The sequence below is a fragment of the Arthrobacter sp. PGP41 genome (assembly GCF_002953935.1).
Lineage (GTDB): Bacteria > Actinomycetota > Actinomycetes > Actinomycetales > Micrococcaceae > Arthrobacter.
This window is the reverse complement of sequence record NZ_CP026514.1, coordinates 1,627,891-1,644,251: the sequence shown is the minus strand read 5'-3', so window position 1 is coordinate 1,644,251 and position 16,361 is coordinate 1,627,891. Positions and strand designations below refer to the sequence as shown.

Sequence of the window (16,361 nt, the reverse complement as noted above, 5' to 3'; positions counted from 1 at the left end):
CCTTGCTGCTCGACCCTGCTGCCTGTCAGACCTGCCGTATTACTGCCCGGGCACCTTCTGCTCGGGTGCGGGGACGGATCCGCCGTGGAGCTCCACCGCTGCAGCAGCCGCCGGTGCGGGAACCCCGGCAGGTGGACCAGCCGGCGTGGCCGCAGCGGGGGTCGCTGCGTTGGATCCCGCAGCATCTGCTGCTGAAGAACCTTGGGCTGCCGGGGCTGCCGGTTTACGGTTCGCCAGCGGTTCGCCCTTGGTTGCCGGCGGTACCACGATCAGCTGCCCGGCCACGGCTGGTGCAGGAATAACGGCCCCTCCGGAGCTGCCCTTAACTGCCGGTGTTGCCTTGCCTGTAACGGACAGGGTGGACAGGTCGATCTGGCCCTTGACCGTGGAGGCCACCATGCCGAGCTCAGAAGCTTTAGCCGCCAGGTTCTGGGGAGCTTCGAAGTTCTGCACCTGCTGGGTGAGGTCCTGGTTCTGCTTGGTCAGCGTGCTCTGCCGGGCCCGCAGCTCTACCAGCTGGTATTGCGCGGTGGACACGGAGATGTTCAACACCAGCACGGCCACCAGCGCCACGGCAAGCAAGGCGAAGCACAGCACCACGAAGGGGGCGCGGCGCTTGCGGGGTACGGTACGCACCACTGACAGCGGAGTCCGGCCCTTCCGGCCATCCCCGGAGGTCTGTGCCGGAAGGATCCTGCCGGCCGCCCAAGTGCCGGACGCGGCGGGAAAGTTCTTGGCGGCGGCGGTGCTCATGCAGCTCTCCTGGCTCTGATTCGTTCCGCCGCGCGCAGCCTTGCTGATGCAGCGCGCGGGTTTTCGGCGATCTCGACGGCGGTGGGCACTTCGGTGCCTTTGGTCAGTGTCTTAAGTTCGGCCTTGTGCTCTTCCAGCTCCACCGGGAACCCGAGCGGAGCCGAGGATTTGGAACGTGCCTGCAGGACGCTCTTGACGATCTTGTCCTCGAGGGAGTGGTAGGACATGACCACGATCCGTCCGCCCAGTGCCAGGGCCTCGACGGCGGCAGGCACGGCGCGTTCAAGGACATCGAGTTCTTCGTTGACTTCGATCCGCAGCGCCTGGAAAGTGCGCTTGGCGGGGTGCCCGCCGGACTTGGCCGCCGCTGCCGGAACTACTGCCCGGATCTGCTCCACGAGTTCACCGGTGGTGGTGAAGGGCCTGGTGGCACGGGAGGTGACAATCCTGTTGGCGATCCGGCCGGCGAACTTCTCCTCGCCCCACTTCCGGATGATCCTGACGAGTTCCTCTTCGCTGTAGTTGTTCACCACGTCTGCCGCGGTCTGGCCACGGCTGGTGTCCATCCGCATGTCCAGCGGGGCGTCGAAGGAGTAGGCGAAACCGCGTTCGCGTTCATCCAATTGGAGGGATGAGACCCCAAGATCCATCAAAATTCCGTGCACCTCGGGAACGCCCAGGTCCGCCAGGACCTCCGCTATCTCGTCGTATACGGCGTGCACCAGGTCCGTGCGCGCGGCGAAGGGGGCCAGCCTCTCGCCGGCGAGGGCGAGCGCTTCCTCGTCCCGGTCTATGCCGATGAGGTGCAGGTCCGGAAAGCGCTGCAGCATGGCCTCGGAGTGGCCGCCCATGCCCAGGGTCGCGTCCACGGCCACCGGTGTTTCGCCGCGGAGCCTGGCCGCCTCGAATCCAGGTGCCAACAAATTGATGCACCGGTCCCGCAGGACCGGCACATGGCGTTCGGACGTTGGCTTGGGGTGTTCGTTCATGCCTCGTCCTTTCTCGCCGTCGGTGTCACCTTGTGGTGCTTCTGGGACCAGATCCCCATCCGCGCCTATCGTCCGCCAGCCTGGCTCCGGGGAAGTGAGCCAGGATGGCCGGCCGATGGGCGGCTGGAGATCTCATCCAAGAAGCTGCCTGCAGTCCTGTTCCGGTCAGAGAATGCCCGGAATGGGGTCATCAGTTTCGGAGAAGGCTGTTTCCTTCTCCGCGAGGTACTCATTCCAAGCCTGGGCATCCCAGATCTCGGCCCGGGATCCGGCGCCTATCACGGCGAGTTCCCGGCCGAGGCCTGCGTATTCCCGGAGCGCGGGTGGAATGGTAACGCGCCCCTGCTTGTCAGGTACCTCGTCAGAGGCTCCAGAGAGAAAGACGCGGATATAGTCACGTGCCTGCTTCGAGGAGATTGGCGCCTCCCGCATTTGCTCGTGGACCCGCGCAAATTCCTTCTCGCTGAAGACGTAGATGCAACGTTCCTGGCCCCTCGTGAGCACCAGCCCGCTGGCAAGTTCCTCCCGGAACTTTGCGGGGAGGATAATCCGTCCCTTTTCATCCAGACGCGGCGAGTGAGTGCCCAGAAACACTGGCCCACCGCCTGTCCGCTGTCAGGAACTGCACATCCCCTATGTTGCAACCACCCTCTTATGTCCTCCACATTACTCCACTTTCCACCACAGTCAACGCGAACGCGGCCCTACTGCAGGTTATTTATGGGAAAGGAACACCGGAATTGCAGGGATTCCAGCCGGTGGTGGAAAGTGGAGGACTTTTCCACCCGGGATGCCTGGCCCCGGCATGAACCGCTGGTGAACTGCCGGCGGTGGCGCGGCATGCGGCGCAACCACGGCGTTTTTCAATTCGGCCCCATTTAAATGCGAAAAGACCCGCAAAGTGCGGGTCTTTTCGGATGCCCCCTCAATGGGGAGCAAAGTGGAGGTGCCGGGAGTAGTTCGGCGGGAGGGCGTTTAGGGTTCCCCCCTGCGCCTTTCATCCCACCGTTCCTCGAGGCTGCTCATAAAGGAACTCCTGGACTTCCCCGGCTTTCGGCCGCCGGCCTTGGATCCCGGCTTTGATGCGGCCGAACTGCTCCGCATGGTGGCGAAATAGACACCGCCGCCCATCACCACAAAGCCCAGGACTCCAACGAAGATGTTTTGGAGAGTGACACCCACGAGTAGCAGGAAAACGCCAGCCAGGGCGCAGAGGACGCCAATCACCACGTGCCTCGTGGACCATGAACGCCCGGGGTCTGAACCCATGGAATTCGCGAACTTCGGGTCGTCCTCGTGAAGCTGCTTCTCCAGCTGCTCAAGCAGCTTCTGTTCGTGCTCCGACAGCGGCATCACGACCTCCTTTTGTAGGCCAACGTCCGGGCTGATCCCAGCCACTACTTCTGCACCCTTAACGGCTGTTATGCCTAAGAGGTTCCCGCTCCGCCGGCAAAAAGCGGAAATCGGGAACCCGGCATGCCTTCGCAGGAGCGGGAGCATGTCCAAGAGGGTCCGGCAGTAAGTCCAGTCACTCGAAAACTATGTATATCTAAGGATAGTTTGTTGAGGGCTGATCTGAAAGACGGAAAAGAGTTTGGCGGCGGCCCTGCCAAGGCTTCAGCCAGCCGCTATTCCGGGGTGTTTCCGGGCTCCATCAGGCGGGCGGGAAGGACAGACTTGCTGCCGAATTTGCGCGCCACTTCATCGAGCGCCTGCTCAGCTGCCCGCCAGTTGTCGTCCCGCCGGTCGATGCTGAGCTGAAGCGAGGTCCGGGCGGCGTCTTCGAGCTGTTCGGCGCGCACCCCCACGAGCCGAACGGTCATTGCCCTGTCCCCCACCGACTCGAGCAGCTGCAAGGCCACTGCGTAGATCAGCTGGGCGCTGTCCACGGGAGTCTGCACCGTCTTGCTGCGCGTGATGGTGGAGAAGTCCGCGAACCGGAGCTTGAGGGCGATGGTCCGGGCCACCATGCCTGAACTCCTCAGGCGCGCGGCCGTCCGGTGGGAGAGGCGCAGCAGTTCCCGGTGGAGCAAGGCGTCGTCGGCCGTGTCAACGGCAAACGTTTCTTCCGCCCCGATGCTCTTCTCCAGCCGTACCGGGACGACGGGTCGGGGGTCTATGCCCCAGGAAAGCTGGTGGACATGCTCCCCCGTGGCGCCCAGCATCTTCTTCAACGAAGAGACCGGCGTTGCGGCCACGTCCGCAACGGTCCTGATGCCCATCCTTGCGAGCACCTCCGCCGTCTTGGCACCTACTCCCCACAGGGCCCCGACCGGCAGGCTATGAAGATACGGCACTGTCTCGTCGGGTGCGATCATGAGCAGTCCGTCCGGTTTACAGCGGGTAGAGGCAATTTTCGCCACGAATTTGGATTCCGCTATCCCCACCGACGCCGTGATGCCCAGCTCGGAGGCAACCTGCCGGCGGATCATTTCCCCAATTCCCCTCGGCGCACCCAGGCGCCTGATGGCGCCGGTGACGTCGAGGAACGCCTCGTCGACGCTGAGGGGTTCAACGAGCTCGGTAATGGACTCGAAGATGCCCATCAGCCGGGCGGACACTTCGTAGTACAGCTTGTGGCGCGGCTCGATGATGACCGCATTGGGACACATCCGGGCGGCCACGGCCATCGGCATGGCTGACTTCACCCCGAATGCCCTGGCTTCGTAAGAGGCTGAGAGGACCACGGAGCGGTCCGCGGGGAACCCGACGATGACGGGCCGGCCCATGAGTTCAGGTCGGGTCCGGAGCTCCACCGAGACAAAGAAGGCATCCATGTCCACGTGCATGATGCACTTGCGCCTGCGTCCCGGAAGGCGCGCCCCGGGCTGCTGGTTCGTACCTTCGGGCCCCACGGCTGCAATCCTATCCGTTTTGTACTGACTAAACTGGAGGCTGAATCCGGCATCAACACCAGGAGGAATGTCCCTGTGACGGTCTTTGGAAACCTTAAGCCAGCAGGGTTGGCAGTATTCGCTGCCGGCGCAGCCTTGCTGCTCTCAGCCTGCAGCCCGACTCCGTCAGCAGCCCCGGACCCCTCCGTATCCACGCCGGCAGCTGCCGGATCAACTATCACAGCTTCCCCCAGCCCCTCCGCGTCGCCCAATACCTCGGCAACCGTTGGGGCGGTGGTGGAGGGCTTCCCGCAGCAGCTTCTTCCCCTTATGCCGGGAGCCAAGGTGGTATCGAGCAGTTTCGACAAGGAAACAGCCCCCGCCACTGCCGCCCTGGTGGGAAGCATCGCCGCCCCCACCGCCGCGGTGGTGGATTTTTACACCAAGGCCCTTGAAGGACAAGGCTTCAAGGCAGTTCCGGGCGAAGCCGTGGGAGCGGTGGCGTCCAAGGATTTTGTCCGCGGGGACAACGAAACCGTCAACCTCTCGGTAGTTGAAGCTTCGGGCGTTGCCACTTTCACCATCGGCGCCAACGTGGCAGCTGAGTCCGCCAAGTGACGGCAGCGGAACAGCTGAGGAATGAACAGGCCGACTTCGTTGCGGCGGTTGCCGGCGAGCTGACGCTGTTCCTCACCTCGCGGCAGGCCATTATGTCCGGCATCTCTCCGGACATCGAACCCCTCATGGGTTCCATCTCCAACCTGGTCACGGGCGGCAAGCGCCTGCGGGCGCTGATGTGCTACTGGGGCTGGCGGGGCGCAGGCGGACAGCCCGCCGCGCAACAGGTGGTGACCGCGGGCGCCGCACTGGAATTGTTCCAGGCGGCGGCCCTGATCCACGACGACATCATCGACCGGTCGGATACCAGGCGGGGCGGCCCAAGCGTCCACCGCCGGTTCAGCGAACTGCACGGGTCGCGGGGGTGGGCACTGGACAGCGAACGGTTCGGACACGCGGCGGCCATCCTCACAGGTGACCTGTGCCTCTCCTTCAGCGAGGAGGCGTTCACCGACATTGGAGAGCGGGCGGCCGCCGGGACCAAAGCCAGGCTGATTTTCAACCTCATGCGGGCTGAGGTGATGGCCGGCCAATACCTGGACATCCTGGAGGAAGTCGCCGGTCCGGTAAGGGACCGGGCGGGGGCCGTGACCCGCGCCCAGTCAATCATCCGGTTCAAGTCTGCAAAATACTCCACCGAGCATCCCCTCGCCCTGGGTGGAGCATTGGCGGGAGCCTCGGATGAGTTGCTCCGCGGCTACTCCGCTTTTGCATTGCCCTTGGGCGAAGCGTTCCAGCTCCGCGACGACGTGCTGGGTGTCTTCGGCGATCCGCTGACAACCGGCAAGCCTGCCGGGGACGATTTGCGGGAAGGAAAGCGCACCGTGCTGGTTGCCCTGGCCCTGGACCAGGCATCGGCAGCCGAGTCGGCGTTCATCGACGCCAGGCTTGGCAGCCCGGACCTCTCCGAAGAGGACATCCTTGAACTTCGGCGCATTATTGAGGACTCCGGTGCGCTGGCGGCCAGCGAAGTCCTCATCCATGAATTCGGGGCGGCCGCGTTCGATGCCCTTGAGTCGCTTCCCCTGGACGAACTGCCGAAAACCGCCTTGCGGAGGCTGGCTGAAGCGACAGTCAGCCGCGCCTCCTGACCCAAACAGGTTTTGTTAGCCGGGGATGGCGGGCTGTTTGTGTTGCCGAACATCCCCGGCCGGCGGTTTACCAGGCGAGGGTCTGGGCCCGTCGCCTGATTTCCGTTTTGCGTCCCTCGCGCAGGGCGTCGATGGGGCGTCCCCGCAGCGATTCATCCGGGGTGAAAAGCCAAACAATCAGATCCTCATCTGAATACCCGGCGTCAGCCAGGACAACAATCGTCCCCTTGAGGCTGTCTACAACCTGCCCGTCCTGAATAAACCCAGCGGGCACGGACCGGATTCTCCGTTCCCCGACACGCAATGCCGCAAGGGCATGTTCATCAAGCAGGCTGTGAACCCTGGTGATGGAAACATCCAATAAACGGGCGACGTCGGGTAGGGGCAACCATTCGCCCACAAGCTCTTCTACATTACTCACGGATCAAGGTTGCCACGCTGTGCACCCTGCCGCCTAGTCGATGCCTCCATAGGGCGCTCCTGACCTGCAGACACACCCGGAATTCTTCCTTGCGGCCATTCCCGGAATTCTTGTGCTATTTCCAAATCCGTGAGAGATTCTCATTGATCACATACGTAACAAAATTAACAGCAGTAACAGTAGTATCGAGAAATGACAGCGGCACCCCGCCCGCGCCCGCAGTTGAGAAGAGGATTCTTTCCATGACGATGTCCCGCTCGCGCAAGCAGCCCCCCAAGCCGAGCCTGCCAATGCTTGCCGCCACAACTGCGGCGTTGCCAGCGGTCGTACTGTCATCCTTGGCCTTGGCCCAGCCCGCTGCCGCCGCGCAGCCAGTCCGCGCCATCCCGGGAACGCTTGCCGCGGCCATGAAAGCTCAGGCTGCGAAAGCCACTGCGGCGGTCATCCCCGCGTCCGCCGTGTCCACTGCCATCCCGGCTGCCTTCAGGCCCACCCAGCCGCAGGCGCCCGCCGAGTACAGCATTGCGCGCGGCGATACCATCAGTGCGATCGCAGGAAAGTTCGGCCTCAACACCGCTGAAATCCTGAAACTGAACAACCTTCAGCCGAACACCATCATCTACCCAGGCCAGAAGATCAAGCTCTCAGGTTCAGCCGCGGCGCCTGCAGCCCCCGCTCCTGCACCGGCCGCACCCGCCGCCGCGTCCGGTGCCACCTACACCGTAAAGGCAGGCGACACGCTGGGGGCCATTGCCGCCCGGCATAACGTGGGCCTGGCTGACGTGTTTGCCTGGAACAACCTCAACATGCGCTCCATCATCTACCCGGGACAGAAGATCAAGGTTGGGGGCGGCGAAGCTGCCGCGGCTCCCGCTGCCGCTCCTGCTTCGGCAGGCCTGGCTTCAACGTCCGCGCCGGCTGCCCCGGTACCCGCCGCTCCGGCCCCGGCCCCCGCGTCCGGCTCCTACACGGTGAAAGCCGGAGACACTCTCTCGGCCATTGCCACGCGCCACGGCGTAAAACTTTCCGAACTGCTCTCTGCCAACCGCCTGAGCATGACCAGTGTCATCTACCCGGGCAACAAGCTGGCAATCCCCGGGGGCTCCGCCCGGCCGGCGGCCCCGCAGCCGGCTGCCTCCGTGACGCCCCTGGTCCCGAGTTCATTCCTCGGCTTCAGCTACCCCGCAGCGGTGGTCAGCTCGGCCAACGAAAACAAAGCCCTGTTGAACGCCTCCCCAGTGCCCTCCCGCAGCGAGATGCGGAACATCGTGGCCGACACCGCGCGCAGGATGGGCGTGGAACCCTCGCTCGCCCTTGCATTTGCTCACCAGGAATCCGGGTTTGACCAGCGCGCAGTGTCTCCGGCGAACGCCATCGGAACCATGCAGGTAATCCCCAGCTCCGGGCAGTGGGCATCGGACCTGGTGGGGCGCAAGCTGAACCTCCTGGACCCCTACGACAATGCGACGGCCGGAGTCGCGATCATCCGCCAGCTCCTCGCCACCAGCAAGGACAGGGACACGGCCATTGCGGGCTATTACCAGGGCCAGTACTCCGTGAGCAAATACGGAATGTATGACGACACCAAGGCCTACGTCGCCGCCATCAAGGCCCACCAGAAGAACTTCGGCTGACCTGCACCGCCCGGTAGCACCCGCAGCGCGTACGCAGGCACTTTGACACGGGTCCGGACCGGCAACGGTTCGGGCCCGCTTCATTGCGGGGACTAGGATCGAAGGGTGCAGGAACACGTGTCAGACCCTCTTGTTGGGACGCTGGTGGACAACCGGTATGCCGTCAGGTCCAAGCTTGCGCGGGGCGGAATGTCTACTGTCTACCTGGCCACGGACCAGCGGCTGGAACGGGACGTGGCACTCAAGGTGCTGCACCCGCACCTCTCGGCCGACGAGAATTTCCTGGGCAGGCTGGGGCGTGAGGCAAAGGCAGCAGCCAGATTGTCCCACCCCCATGTGGTGGGAGTCCTCGACCAAGGGAACGACGGCCGCACCGCTTACCTGGTCATGGAGTACATCAAGGGCCACACCCTTCGTGACGTCATCGCCGAGAAGGGGGCGCTGCCGCCCCGGCTGGCCCTCGCGCTGATTGACCCAGTGGTTGAAGGACTGGGCGCTGCGCATGCCGCCGGCTTTATCCATCGTGACGTCAAACCGGAAAACGTCCTGATCTCCGACGATGGACGGATCAAAATTGGAGATTTCGGGCTGGCACGCGCGGTCACCACGTCCACGAGCACCGGAGCCCTGATCGGCACGGTTGCGTACCTCTCGCCTGAGCTGGTCCTTGGAAAGCCGGCAGATGCGCGCAGCGACATCTACTCCGTGGGCATCATGCTGTTCGAAATGCTTACGGGCCAGCAGCCCTTCAACGGCGAGGTCCCTATCCAGGTGGCGTACCAGCATGTAAATGGAACAGTGGAACCGCCTTCGGCCCTGGTTCCTGGACTGGCCGCTGAGGTGGACGAGCTGGTGCAGTGGTGCACCTCCAACGATCCTGAAAACCGGCCTGTGGACGGGAATGCACTGCTCCAGGAGCTTCGGCATATCCGGACCAACCTCACCGATGCGGAGCTGGACTTGCATCCCCCGGCGGCAGCGGCCGGAGGCGCCATGGCACGCTCCCAGGCTCCCGCAGCGCCCGGCGCTCCCGGGCAGTACCAGCGCACCGGGCAATTCCAGGATCCCGGGGGCCAGCAGAACCCAACGGAGGTGATTGGCCGGTCCAACAATCCAACAACGGTGATGCCGTTCGGCAAGCCGGCCGCGCCCGCCTACCCGCCGTCACAAGGCCAGCACCGTTACACCGGTCCTGCCCATCCGGGCGCTGCCCGGCACACCCTCACACCGCCCGGCGACGATGTCGAGCCGTGGTCCCCGCCGCCTCCGGCGCTGGGCAAGCGCGCCCAGCGCCGGGCGGACAAGGAGGATGACAGGGCACGGGCCCGTGCGGCCGCCACCCCGGCCCGTACGCTGCGTGAAGGCAGCCCTCGCCGCCGGGGAATCCTATGGATTATTGTCCTGGTTATTGCTGCCCTCCTGGCAACCGGAGCGGGCTGGTTCTTCGGGATGGGCCCGGGCGCCGCCGCCACCATACCTTCCGTGGCCAACAAGACAGTGGCACAGGCACAGCAGCTTCTGGACGAGGCCGGCTTCCGGTCCACCACCAAGGACATTTTCGACGACGACGTGCCCTCAGGCCTCGTAGTGGGCAGCGAGCCTGCGGCGGGCGCCGAAATCCGCAAGTTCCAGCCCGTCTCGCTTTTTGTTTCCAAGGGCCCCCAGCTGTTCCCGCTGCCGGAACTGACGGGAGGCACCCTGGATCAGGCCAAGACGGGCCTCAACACAGCGGAGATGGCTCTTGGCCGGGTGACAGAACAGTTCCATGAGAAGGTCCCTGCCGGCACAGTCCTGTCCCAGGACCCCGCTCCCGGTACGGCCGTCCGGCATGGCACGCCCGTTAGCCTGGTGGTTTCGAAGGGTCCCGAGCCAATTCCCGTCCCGTCTGTGGTGGGCCAGGACGAGAAGGATGCCGTTGATGCCATCGAGGAAGCCGGCCTCACGGCTGAGGTTGCGCGCGAGGAAGTGTTCAGCAGGGACGTCCCGAAGGGCGCGGTTGTCAGCCAGGCTCCGGCTACCGGAACGCTTACCCGAGGTGGCACCGTCACGCTGACCGTTTCCAAGGGACCCCGGATGGTGAAGGTGCCCAGCTTCGTTGGCAAGCAGGCCACGGATGCCCGAAAGGCATTGGAGGGCCTGGGCTTCCAGGTACGCCTAAACAATATCCTGGGCGGCTTCTTCGGCACGGTCCGGGACCAGGATCCCGTAAACAAAGAGGTTCCGGAGGGATCGGTCATTACCCTGACGGTGGTGTAGGCGGTACCCCGCCTGCACCGCCGCCAGGTATCAGGCGGGTCTCAGTGCTTGGCGAGGGCGCCGGCCACCAGGAACGCCATTTCCAGCGACTGCATGTGGTTCAGCCGCGGATCGCAGACCGACTCGTAGCGGTCCAGGAACGCGTCCTGGTCCACGGGGTCGGCGCCGCCAAGGCACTCGGCAACGTCGTCGCCGGTCATCTCAACATGCAGGCCGCCGGGAACGGTGCCCAGGGCGTGGTGCACTTCGAAGAAGCCGCGCACCTCGTCAATGACGTCGTCGAAATTGCGGGTCTTGTACCCGTTGGGGGACGTGACGGTGTTCCCGTGCATGGGATCGGTAACCCAGAGCACCTGCGCGCCTGACGCCGTGACCTTCTCGACTACGGCGGGCAGCTTCTCCCGGATGTTGCCCGCCCCCATGCGGGTGATGAAGGTCAGCCGGCCGGGTTCGCGCTCCGGGTCAAGCTTGTCAATCAGGCGGAGGGCGTCGTCGCCGGTGGTGGACGGGCCCAGCTTGACCCCGATGGGGTTCCGCACCCGCGACAGGAAGTCGACGTGCGCGTGGTCCAGTTCGCGGGTCCGCTCCCCGATCCAGAGGAAGTGCGCGGAGGTGTCGTAGGGGAATCCGGTACGGGAATCGATCCGCGTCAGCGCGCGCTCGTAGTCCAGCAGCAGGGCTTCGTGGCTGGCGAAGAATTCCACGCGCTTGAGCGCCTCAAAGTCGGCGCCACAGGAGGCCATGAACTTGATGGCGCGGTCGATGTCGCGGGCCAGGGACTCATAGCGTGCGTGCGCCGGGTTCTCGGTGAAGCCCTTGTTCCACTGGTGCACCGAACGCAGGTCGGCGAACCCGCCCTGGGTAAAGGCGCGGATGAGGTTCAGCGTGGAAGCGGACGTGTGGTAGGCGCGGAGCATGCGCGAGGCGTCGTGGCCCCGGGACTCCGGCGTGAAGTCGTACCCGTTGACGATGTCGCCGCGGTAGGCGGGCAAGGTCACGCCGTCGCGGGTTTCATCGTTGGAGGAGCGGGGCTTGGCGAACTGGCCCGCCATGCGGCCCATCTTGATGACGGGCATGGCCGCACCATACGTGAGCACCACAGCCATCTGGAGGATGGTCTTGACGCGCGCGCTGATCTTGTCCGCCGTCGCGGCCTCGAAGGTCTCCGCGCAGTCACCGCCCTGCAGGAGGAAGGCCTTGCCCTGGGCGGCGGCGGCCAGGCGTTCGCGGAGGACGTCCACTTCGCCGGCGAACACCAGGGGAGGAAGTACGGAGAGCTCCTTCACGGATGCTTCAAATACGTCCCGGTCCTGCCAGCTGGGCTGCTGGGAAATGGGGAGGTCCCGCCAGTCGTCGAGTCCGGGATAGTTGGCTGCTCCGCTCTGGGCGGTGCTGGACAGCGAAAAGGCAGGTTTTGCAGATAGCTCAGTCACCATCTAAGACTAACGGTCGGGCAGGGCCCCGGGACACCGTACCGTCACGCACCGTGCAGGGGGCGTCACAACCGCTTCACCCCTTGGCGGCAGCCCCGCCGTCGTCCTCCGCGTTCAGGAGGCCTGCGGCGCCTTCTCCCGCACCGGCGTCGGGAGAGGGACTCCCGGCGCCGGCAGCATCAGGCGCCGGTGGGACCACGGGTTTCGCGGCGGCCGCGGGTTCGGAGGGCTTTGCCGCCAGCCGAAGCTTCACTACGGCGGCGTACTCATCCACGTACTCCTGCCCGGAGAGCCGCATCAGTTCGAACATGATCTGGTCCGTGACTTTCCGCTGGATATCCCGGTCCTCCGCCTGGTCCCGGTAGCGGCTGAAGTCCAGGGGCTCACCGAAGATCATGCCGATCCTGCGGATGTTTGGCAGCCGCTTGCCGATGGGCTGCACCTTGTCCGTGCCGATCATGGCCACGGGAATCACCGGAACTCCGGCCTGCAGCGCCAGCCTGGCCACGCCCACCTTGCCCCTGTAGAGCTTCGAGTCCGGGCTCCGGGTGCCTTCCGGGTAGATGCCCAGCAGGCCGCCGTGGTTGAGGACCTCCATCCCGGCACTCAGCGAGGCAGCCGATGCAGCCCCGCCGGACCGGTCCATGGGCAACTGGTTGGTCAGGCGGAAGAACAGCGCGGTCAGCCTGCCTTTGACGCCGGTCCCGGTGAAGTACTCCGATTTGGCCAGGAAGACCACGGGCCGGCGCACCATCAGCGGCATGAAAATCGAATCGGAAAACGACAAATGGTTGGAAGCGATAATGGCCGCGCCCTCGGCCGGAATATTGTCCAGCCCTTTAACCCAGGGGCGGAAAAGAAGCTTCAACACAGGACCAAGGAAAATCCGCTTCATGACCCAATAGAACACGTGAGAAACCTCTCCGGAAGGCGGCCCCCGGACCCCGCGTCGGGCCTGGCCAGCAGTTCAATGCAACCCTACTCTAGTGAGATTTGTCCGGAACAGTGACACGATGGAGGCATGAGCGAAAGCAGCACCCCTTCCCCTCCTGCCGCTTTCAGCTATCCCGGCCACGGACCCAATGCACGCACCGGTGTGGCCATCTGCCATGGCTTTACCGGCAGCCCGCTTAGCCTGCTGCCGTGGGCCGAGCACCTTGCCTCCCAGGGTTATGCGGTTACCGTTCCCTTGCTGCCGGGCCACGGAACCGACTGGCGCGAGCTGGCAAGGACCCGCTGGAGCGACTGGTACCGCAGCTTTGAGGCTGCCTACCTGGAGCTGGAAGGCCGGACCGACACAACCTTTGTCGCCGGACTCTCGATGGGCGGCGCCATAGCGCTGCTGACCGCTTCCCGGCACAACGTGGCCGGGGTGTCCGTGGTCAACCCGGGCCTGAGTTTCTACGACCGGCGGGTCCGCGTGATTGGCGTGCTGAAGTACTTCCAGCGGACAACCCTTCCTATCCAGGAGGAACAGCCGACGGCGGCAGTCACCAATGACGGCGACTATTCGCGTACTCCCCTGGCGGCAGTGCACGAGTTGAAGAAGCTTTTTGGTGCGGCCGCGCGGTGCCTGCCCAAGGTGACTGCCCCGGTCCAGGTTTTCAAGTCGCGCACGGACGCGGTGGTTCCGCCAACGTCGCTGGCACTGCTCCGAAAGGGCCTGGGCGAAAACCTTGCTGAAGTGGTGGACCTCCACAGCAGCGGACATGTGGCTACGCTGGACGTGGACGCGCCGGAGATCCATGCGAAATCCGGTGCCTTCTTCCACGCCCTCGCCCGCCAGAAGACCTCATTGGAGACGCCATGACCTCCAGCTTGGACCACAGCCCGTTCAGCAGCAGTTCCATCGGCGACGGGCCCCGCGTCGGTGTGGTCCTCTCGCATGGCTTTACCGGCAGTCCGCACGGACTGCGCGCCTGGGCACGGAGCCTGGCCGATGCCGGCTTCGCCGTCCGTATGCCGCTGCTGCCCGGCCACGGCACCAGCTGGCAGGAACTCGCCAGGACGCGGTGGCAGGAATGGCACGGAGCGTTGGACGAGGCCTATCTTGAACTGGATGCGGACTGCGACTATGTCTTTTCGGCCGGGCTGAGCATGGGCGGGGCGCTGGCGCTCCGGATTGCAGCCACCCGGCCCGTGGCCGGCGTGATCGTGGTCAACCCGGGGCTGGTCATCGATGACCCGCGCGCCCCGATCGCCGGGATCCTGAAGCTGGTGATGAAAAGTACGCCGGCCATCGCCAACGACATTCTCAAGGAAGGCATGGACGAGGGCGCCTACCCGCGGACCCCGGTTGCTGCGGCACACGAAGTCAACAAGATGTTCAAGGACACCATCAGGCTCCTCCCCCGGATCACGGCTCCGGTCAAGGCCTTCCGCTCCACGGTTGACCACGTGGTGTCCGACTCAAGCCTCGTGGCGCTCCGCCGCGGGCTGACCCATGCTCCCCTGGACCTGGTCTACCTGGAGAACAGCTACCATGTGGCAACCCTGGACAACGATGCCGACCGGATCTTCCAGGGATCCGTGGAGTTTATCCGCTCGCTTGCTTCCGGCGGGGGTCCCGGGCGTTCACCGGCAAGTGCGCCATCGACGCTGGAGGTCACGTCCCATGAACAGGCCTGACCCGGGCTCCCCTGACCAGGGCGCCAACCAGGACGACGCCGTCTGGCTGGACCTCGTGGCCCGGCTGGAAGCCGATTCCCCCGCTGGAAGCACCGGCAGCGCCACCGATCCGGGCGCTGCCACCGCGCCACGGGATGACTCGCCGTCGGGTGGACGGCCTGCCGCGTTCCGGGACTTCGACCCCTTGGGCCTGGCGGGCGCGGCACCTGCCGAGATGTCGGCGGCCGAACGGCAGGCTGCAGGGGACACAGCAGGCACAGATGCCGGCGCCGGCGCTCCAGCCGGGCCACGTGACTATGACGTGGACGGGGAAGACGGTGCGTTCGTCCCGGAGGAACCACCCAGCCTCGCCGGTACGGATCCGCTGACCATGCTTGCCTGGCTCGCCGCCGTTGGCGGACCGGTGGCGTTGCTGTTCTCAGCGATGTTCTGGCGCTCCGCGCCGCTCCTGGCAATCGTGGGAATCGTGGCCGTGTTCGTGCTGGGAACCGTGTACCTGATCATGCAGCTCCCGCAGGAAAAGGACGAAGACGACGACGGAGCCCGCGTCTAGCGGCGCGTCCTGCTGCTGACCCGGGACAGATCGGCAGCGCCGATGAGCCCGGCACTCGGCCCCAGGGCCGCCAGCTGGATCCCGGCGGCAGGCCGGAAACCGCGGCCCGTCAGGTTGCGGGCGAAAGCTTTGCGGGCAGGTTCCACCAGCAGGTCCCCTGCCGAGCAGAGGCCGCCGCCGATGACGAAAAGTCCCGGATCCAGGGCGGCAGCAAGGTTGGCGAGTCCCAGCCCGAGCCACTCCCCTACTTCCTCGAGCAATTCACGTGATGCCGGGTCGCCCGCCAAGGCCAGTTCCGTCACTATGGCACCGGTGATCGCCTCGGTCCGCCCGTCCACAGCCGCTATCAGGTCCTGCGCCACCGGAGAGTTGGCCCGCGCCAGGATCCTTGCTTCCCGGCCCAACGCATTCCCTGACGCATACTGCTCCCAGCAGCCACGGTTTCCGCACTCGCAGCGGTGCCCGCCCGGCATGATGATCTGGTGCCCGAATTCCCCTGCCACACCGAAACGGCCGCGCTCCACCCTGCCGTCCATCACCATGGCACCCCCGATGCCGGTACCCAGCGTGATGCACACCATCCGGTCTTCCCCCTGGCCCGCACCGAAGCGCCATTCCGCCCACGCGGCGGCGTCGGCGTCGTTGGCCAAAAGCACCGGCCGGCGGAGGAGCTGCTGCAGGTTGGCCCGGAGCGGTTCATTGCGCCAGGCGAGGTGGGGGCTGAAAAGCACCGTCCCGCCGTCGAGGTCCATCCACCCTGCGGCGCCGATGCCCACGGACCAGATCCGGTGCCCCTTGCCCAATTCCTCGACCAGCTCCACGATGACCTTTTCCACTGCCCGGGGATCGCTGCCGGGAGTGGCACGCCGTGCCTCGCTGAGGATGCGGCCGTCCGCATCAACGACGCCGGCGGCCACCTTCGTACCGCCGATGTCGATGCCGATGGCGAGGCCTTTGCGGCCGAGGCGCAGGTGCTCACGGAAGCCTCCGCCGTCGTGCCGCGTCCTTGCCCTGGAAGTGGCGGGCCGGAGCCTCCAAGGGGCGGGTCTTCTCAGGGGCCCGGCCTGTTCGCCGGTGGGCGGTACGTACATAGTCCCCCATTCTAGGTGCGCATATTCCGCCGAAAGCCTGCGGCAGCCCGCTGATGCCGG

At 65.2% G+C, this 16,361-nt stretch carries 16 protein-coding genes; 7 read left to right on the top strand and 9 right to left on the bottom strand.

Annotation, left to right across the window (positions count from 1 at the left end):
• Positions 1-39 precede the first annotated feature (39 nt).
• From C3B78_RS07440 to dinB, 5 genes are all read right to left on the bottom strand, one after another.
• Positions 40-753, bottom strand: a complete 714-nt coding sequence (locus C3B78_RS07440) for a hypothetical protein (RefSeq protein ID WP_104997500.1) — start codon at positions 751-753, stop codon at positions 40-42.
• Positions 750-1,742: a 16S rRNA (cytosine(1402)-N(4))-methyltransferase RsmH gene (rsmH, locus tag C3B78_RS07435; protein WP_104997499.1), complete on the bottom strand. Its 993-nt coding sequence runs from the start codon at positions 1,740-1,742 to the stop codon at positions 750-752. Before rsmH ends, C3B78_RS07440 begins: the two co-directional genes overlap by 4 nt.
• A gap of 165 nt (positions 1,743-1,907) precedes the next feature.
• Complete coding sequence (mraZ, locus tag C3B78_RS07430) at positions 1,908-2,336, bottom strand: division/cell wall cluster transcriptional repressor MraZ (protein WP_009358613.1); 429 nt, start codon at positions 2,334-2,336, stop codon at positions 1,908-1,910.
• A gap of 381 nt (positions 2,337-2,717) precedes the next feature.
• The gene (locus C3B78_RS07425; protein WP_104997498.1) at positions 2,718-3,095 is read right to left on the bottom strand and encodes a DUF3040 domain-containing protein; all 378 of its coding nucleotides are present in this window, start codon (positions 3,093-3,095) and stop codon (positions 2,718-2,720) included.
• A gap of 275 nt (positions 3,096-3,370) precedes the next feature.
• Positions 3,371-4,531, bottom strand: a complete 1,161-nt coding sequence (dinB, locus tag C3B78_RS07420; RefSeq protein WP_442778269.1) for a DNA polymerase IV — start codon at positions 4,529-4,531, stop codon at positions 3,371-3,373.
• A 141-nt stretch (positions 4,532-4,672) separates the two neighbouring features.
• Between dinB and C3B78_RS07415 the strand changes: the two genes are divergently transcribed.
• Both C3B78_RS07415 and C3B78_RS07410 read left to right on the top strand, forming a co-directional pair.
• Entirely contained in the window at positions 4,673-5,194 is a 522-nt protein-coding gene (locus tag C3B78_RS07415; protein WP_104997496.1) for a hypothetical protein, read from the top strand.
• Positions 5,191-6,285, top strand: a complete 1,095-nt coding sequence (locus C3B78_RS07410) for a polyprenyl synthetase family protein (RefSeq protein WP_104997495.1) — start codon at positions 5,191-5,193, stop codon at positions 6,283-6,285. Before C3B78_RS07415 ends, C3B78_RS07410 begins: the two co-directional genes overlap by 4 nt.
• Positions 6,286-6,352: 67 nt before the next feature.
• Here C3B78_RS07410 and C3B78_RS07405 read toward each other — a convergent pair whose 3' ends face one another.
• Positions 6,353-6,706, bottom strand: a complete 354-nt coding sequence (locus C3B78_RS07405; RefSeq protein WP_199775353.1) for an Rv2175c family DNA-binding protein — start codon at positions 6,704-6,706, stop codon at positions 6,353-6,355.
• 242 nt (positions 6,707-6,948) lie between these two features.
• Here C3B78_RS07405 and C3B78_RS07400 point away from each other — a divergent pair, with 242 nt between their 5' ends.
• Together C3B78_RS07400 and C3B78_RS07395 are read left to right on the top strand one after the other, a co-directional pair.
• Positions 6,949-8,340 carry a lytic transglycosylase domain-containing protein gene (locus C3B78_RS07400; RefSeq protein ID WP_104997493.1) on the top strand — a complete coding sequence of 464 codons (1,392 nt, stop codon included), beginning with the start codon at positions 6,949-6,951 and terminating at the stop codon, positions 8,338-8,340.
• A 105-nt stretch (positions 8,341-8,445) separates the two neighbouring features.
• Positions 8,446-10,596: a Stk1 family PASTA domain-containing Ser/Thr kinase gene (locus C3B78_RS07395; RefSeq protein ID WP_104997492.1), complete on the top strand. Its 2,151-nt coding sequence runs from the start codon at positions 8,446-8,448 to the stop codon at positions 10,594-10,596.
• 41 nt (positions 10,597-10,637) lie between these two features.
• Here the strand turns inward: C3B78_RS07395 and C3B78_RS07390 are convergent, their stop codons facing one another.
• Together C3B78_RS07390 and C3B78_RS07385 are read right to left on the bottom strand one after the other, a co-directional pair.
• The gene (locus tag C3B78_RS07390; RefSeq protein WP_104997491.1) at positions 10,638-12,032 is read right to left on the bottom strand and encodes a class II 3-deoxy-7-phosphoheptulonate synthase; all 1,395 of its coding nucleotides are present in this window, start codon (positions 12,030-12,032) and stop codon (positions 10,638-10,640) included.
• A 73-nt stretch (positions 12,033-12,105) separates the two neighbouring features.
• Positions 12,106-12,939 (bottom strand): lysophospholipid acyltransferase family protein, encoded by an 834-nt coding sequence (locus C3B78_RS07385; protein ID WP_104997490.1) that lies wholly within the window; start codon positions 12,937-12,939, stop codon positions 12,106-12,108.
• A 111-nt stretch (positions 12,940-13,050) separates the two neighbouring features.
• Here C3B78_RS07385 and C3B78_RS07380 point away from each other — a divergent pair, with 111 nt between their 5' ends.
• From C3B78_RS07380 to C3B78_RS07370, 3 genes are read left to right on the top strand one after another with little or no spacing between them, the layout of a single operon-like run.
• The gene (locus C3B78_RS07380; protein WP_104997489.1) at positions 13,051-13,839 is read left to right on the top strand and encodes an alpha/beta hydrolase; all 789 of its coding nucleotides are present in this window, start codon (positions 13,051-13,053) and stop codon (positions 13,837-13,839) included.
• A complete protein-coding gene (locus C3B78_RS07375; RefSeq protein WP_104997488.1) occupies positions 13,836-14,657 on the top strand; it encodes an alpha/beta hydrolase in 822 nt (273 codons plus the stop codon). Before C3B78_RS07380 ends, C3B78_RS07375 begins: the two co-directional genes overlap by 4 nt.
• Positions 14,644-15,210 (top strand): hypothetical protein, encoded by a 567-nt coding sequence (locus C3B78_RS07370; RefSeq protein ID WP_104997487.1) that lies wholly within the window; start codon positions 14,644-14,646, stop codon positions 15,208-15,210. Before C3B78_RS07375 ends, C3B78_RS07370 begins: the two co-directional genes overlap by 14 nt.
• Here the strand turns inward: C3B78_RS07370 and C3B78_RS07365 are convergent.
• A complete protein-coding gene (locus C3B78_RS07365) occupies positions 15,207-16,301 on the bottom strand; it encodes an ROK family glucokinase (protein WP_104997486.1) in 1,095 nt (364 codons plus the stop codon). The two genes, C3B78_RS07370 and C3B78_RS07365, sit on opposite strands and share 4 nt — an antisense overlap.
• Between the last annotated feature and the right edge of the window lie 60 nt (positions 16,302-16,361).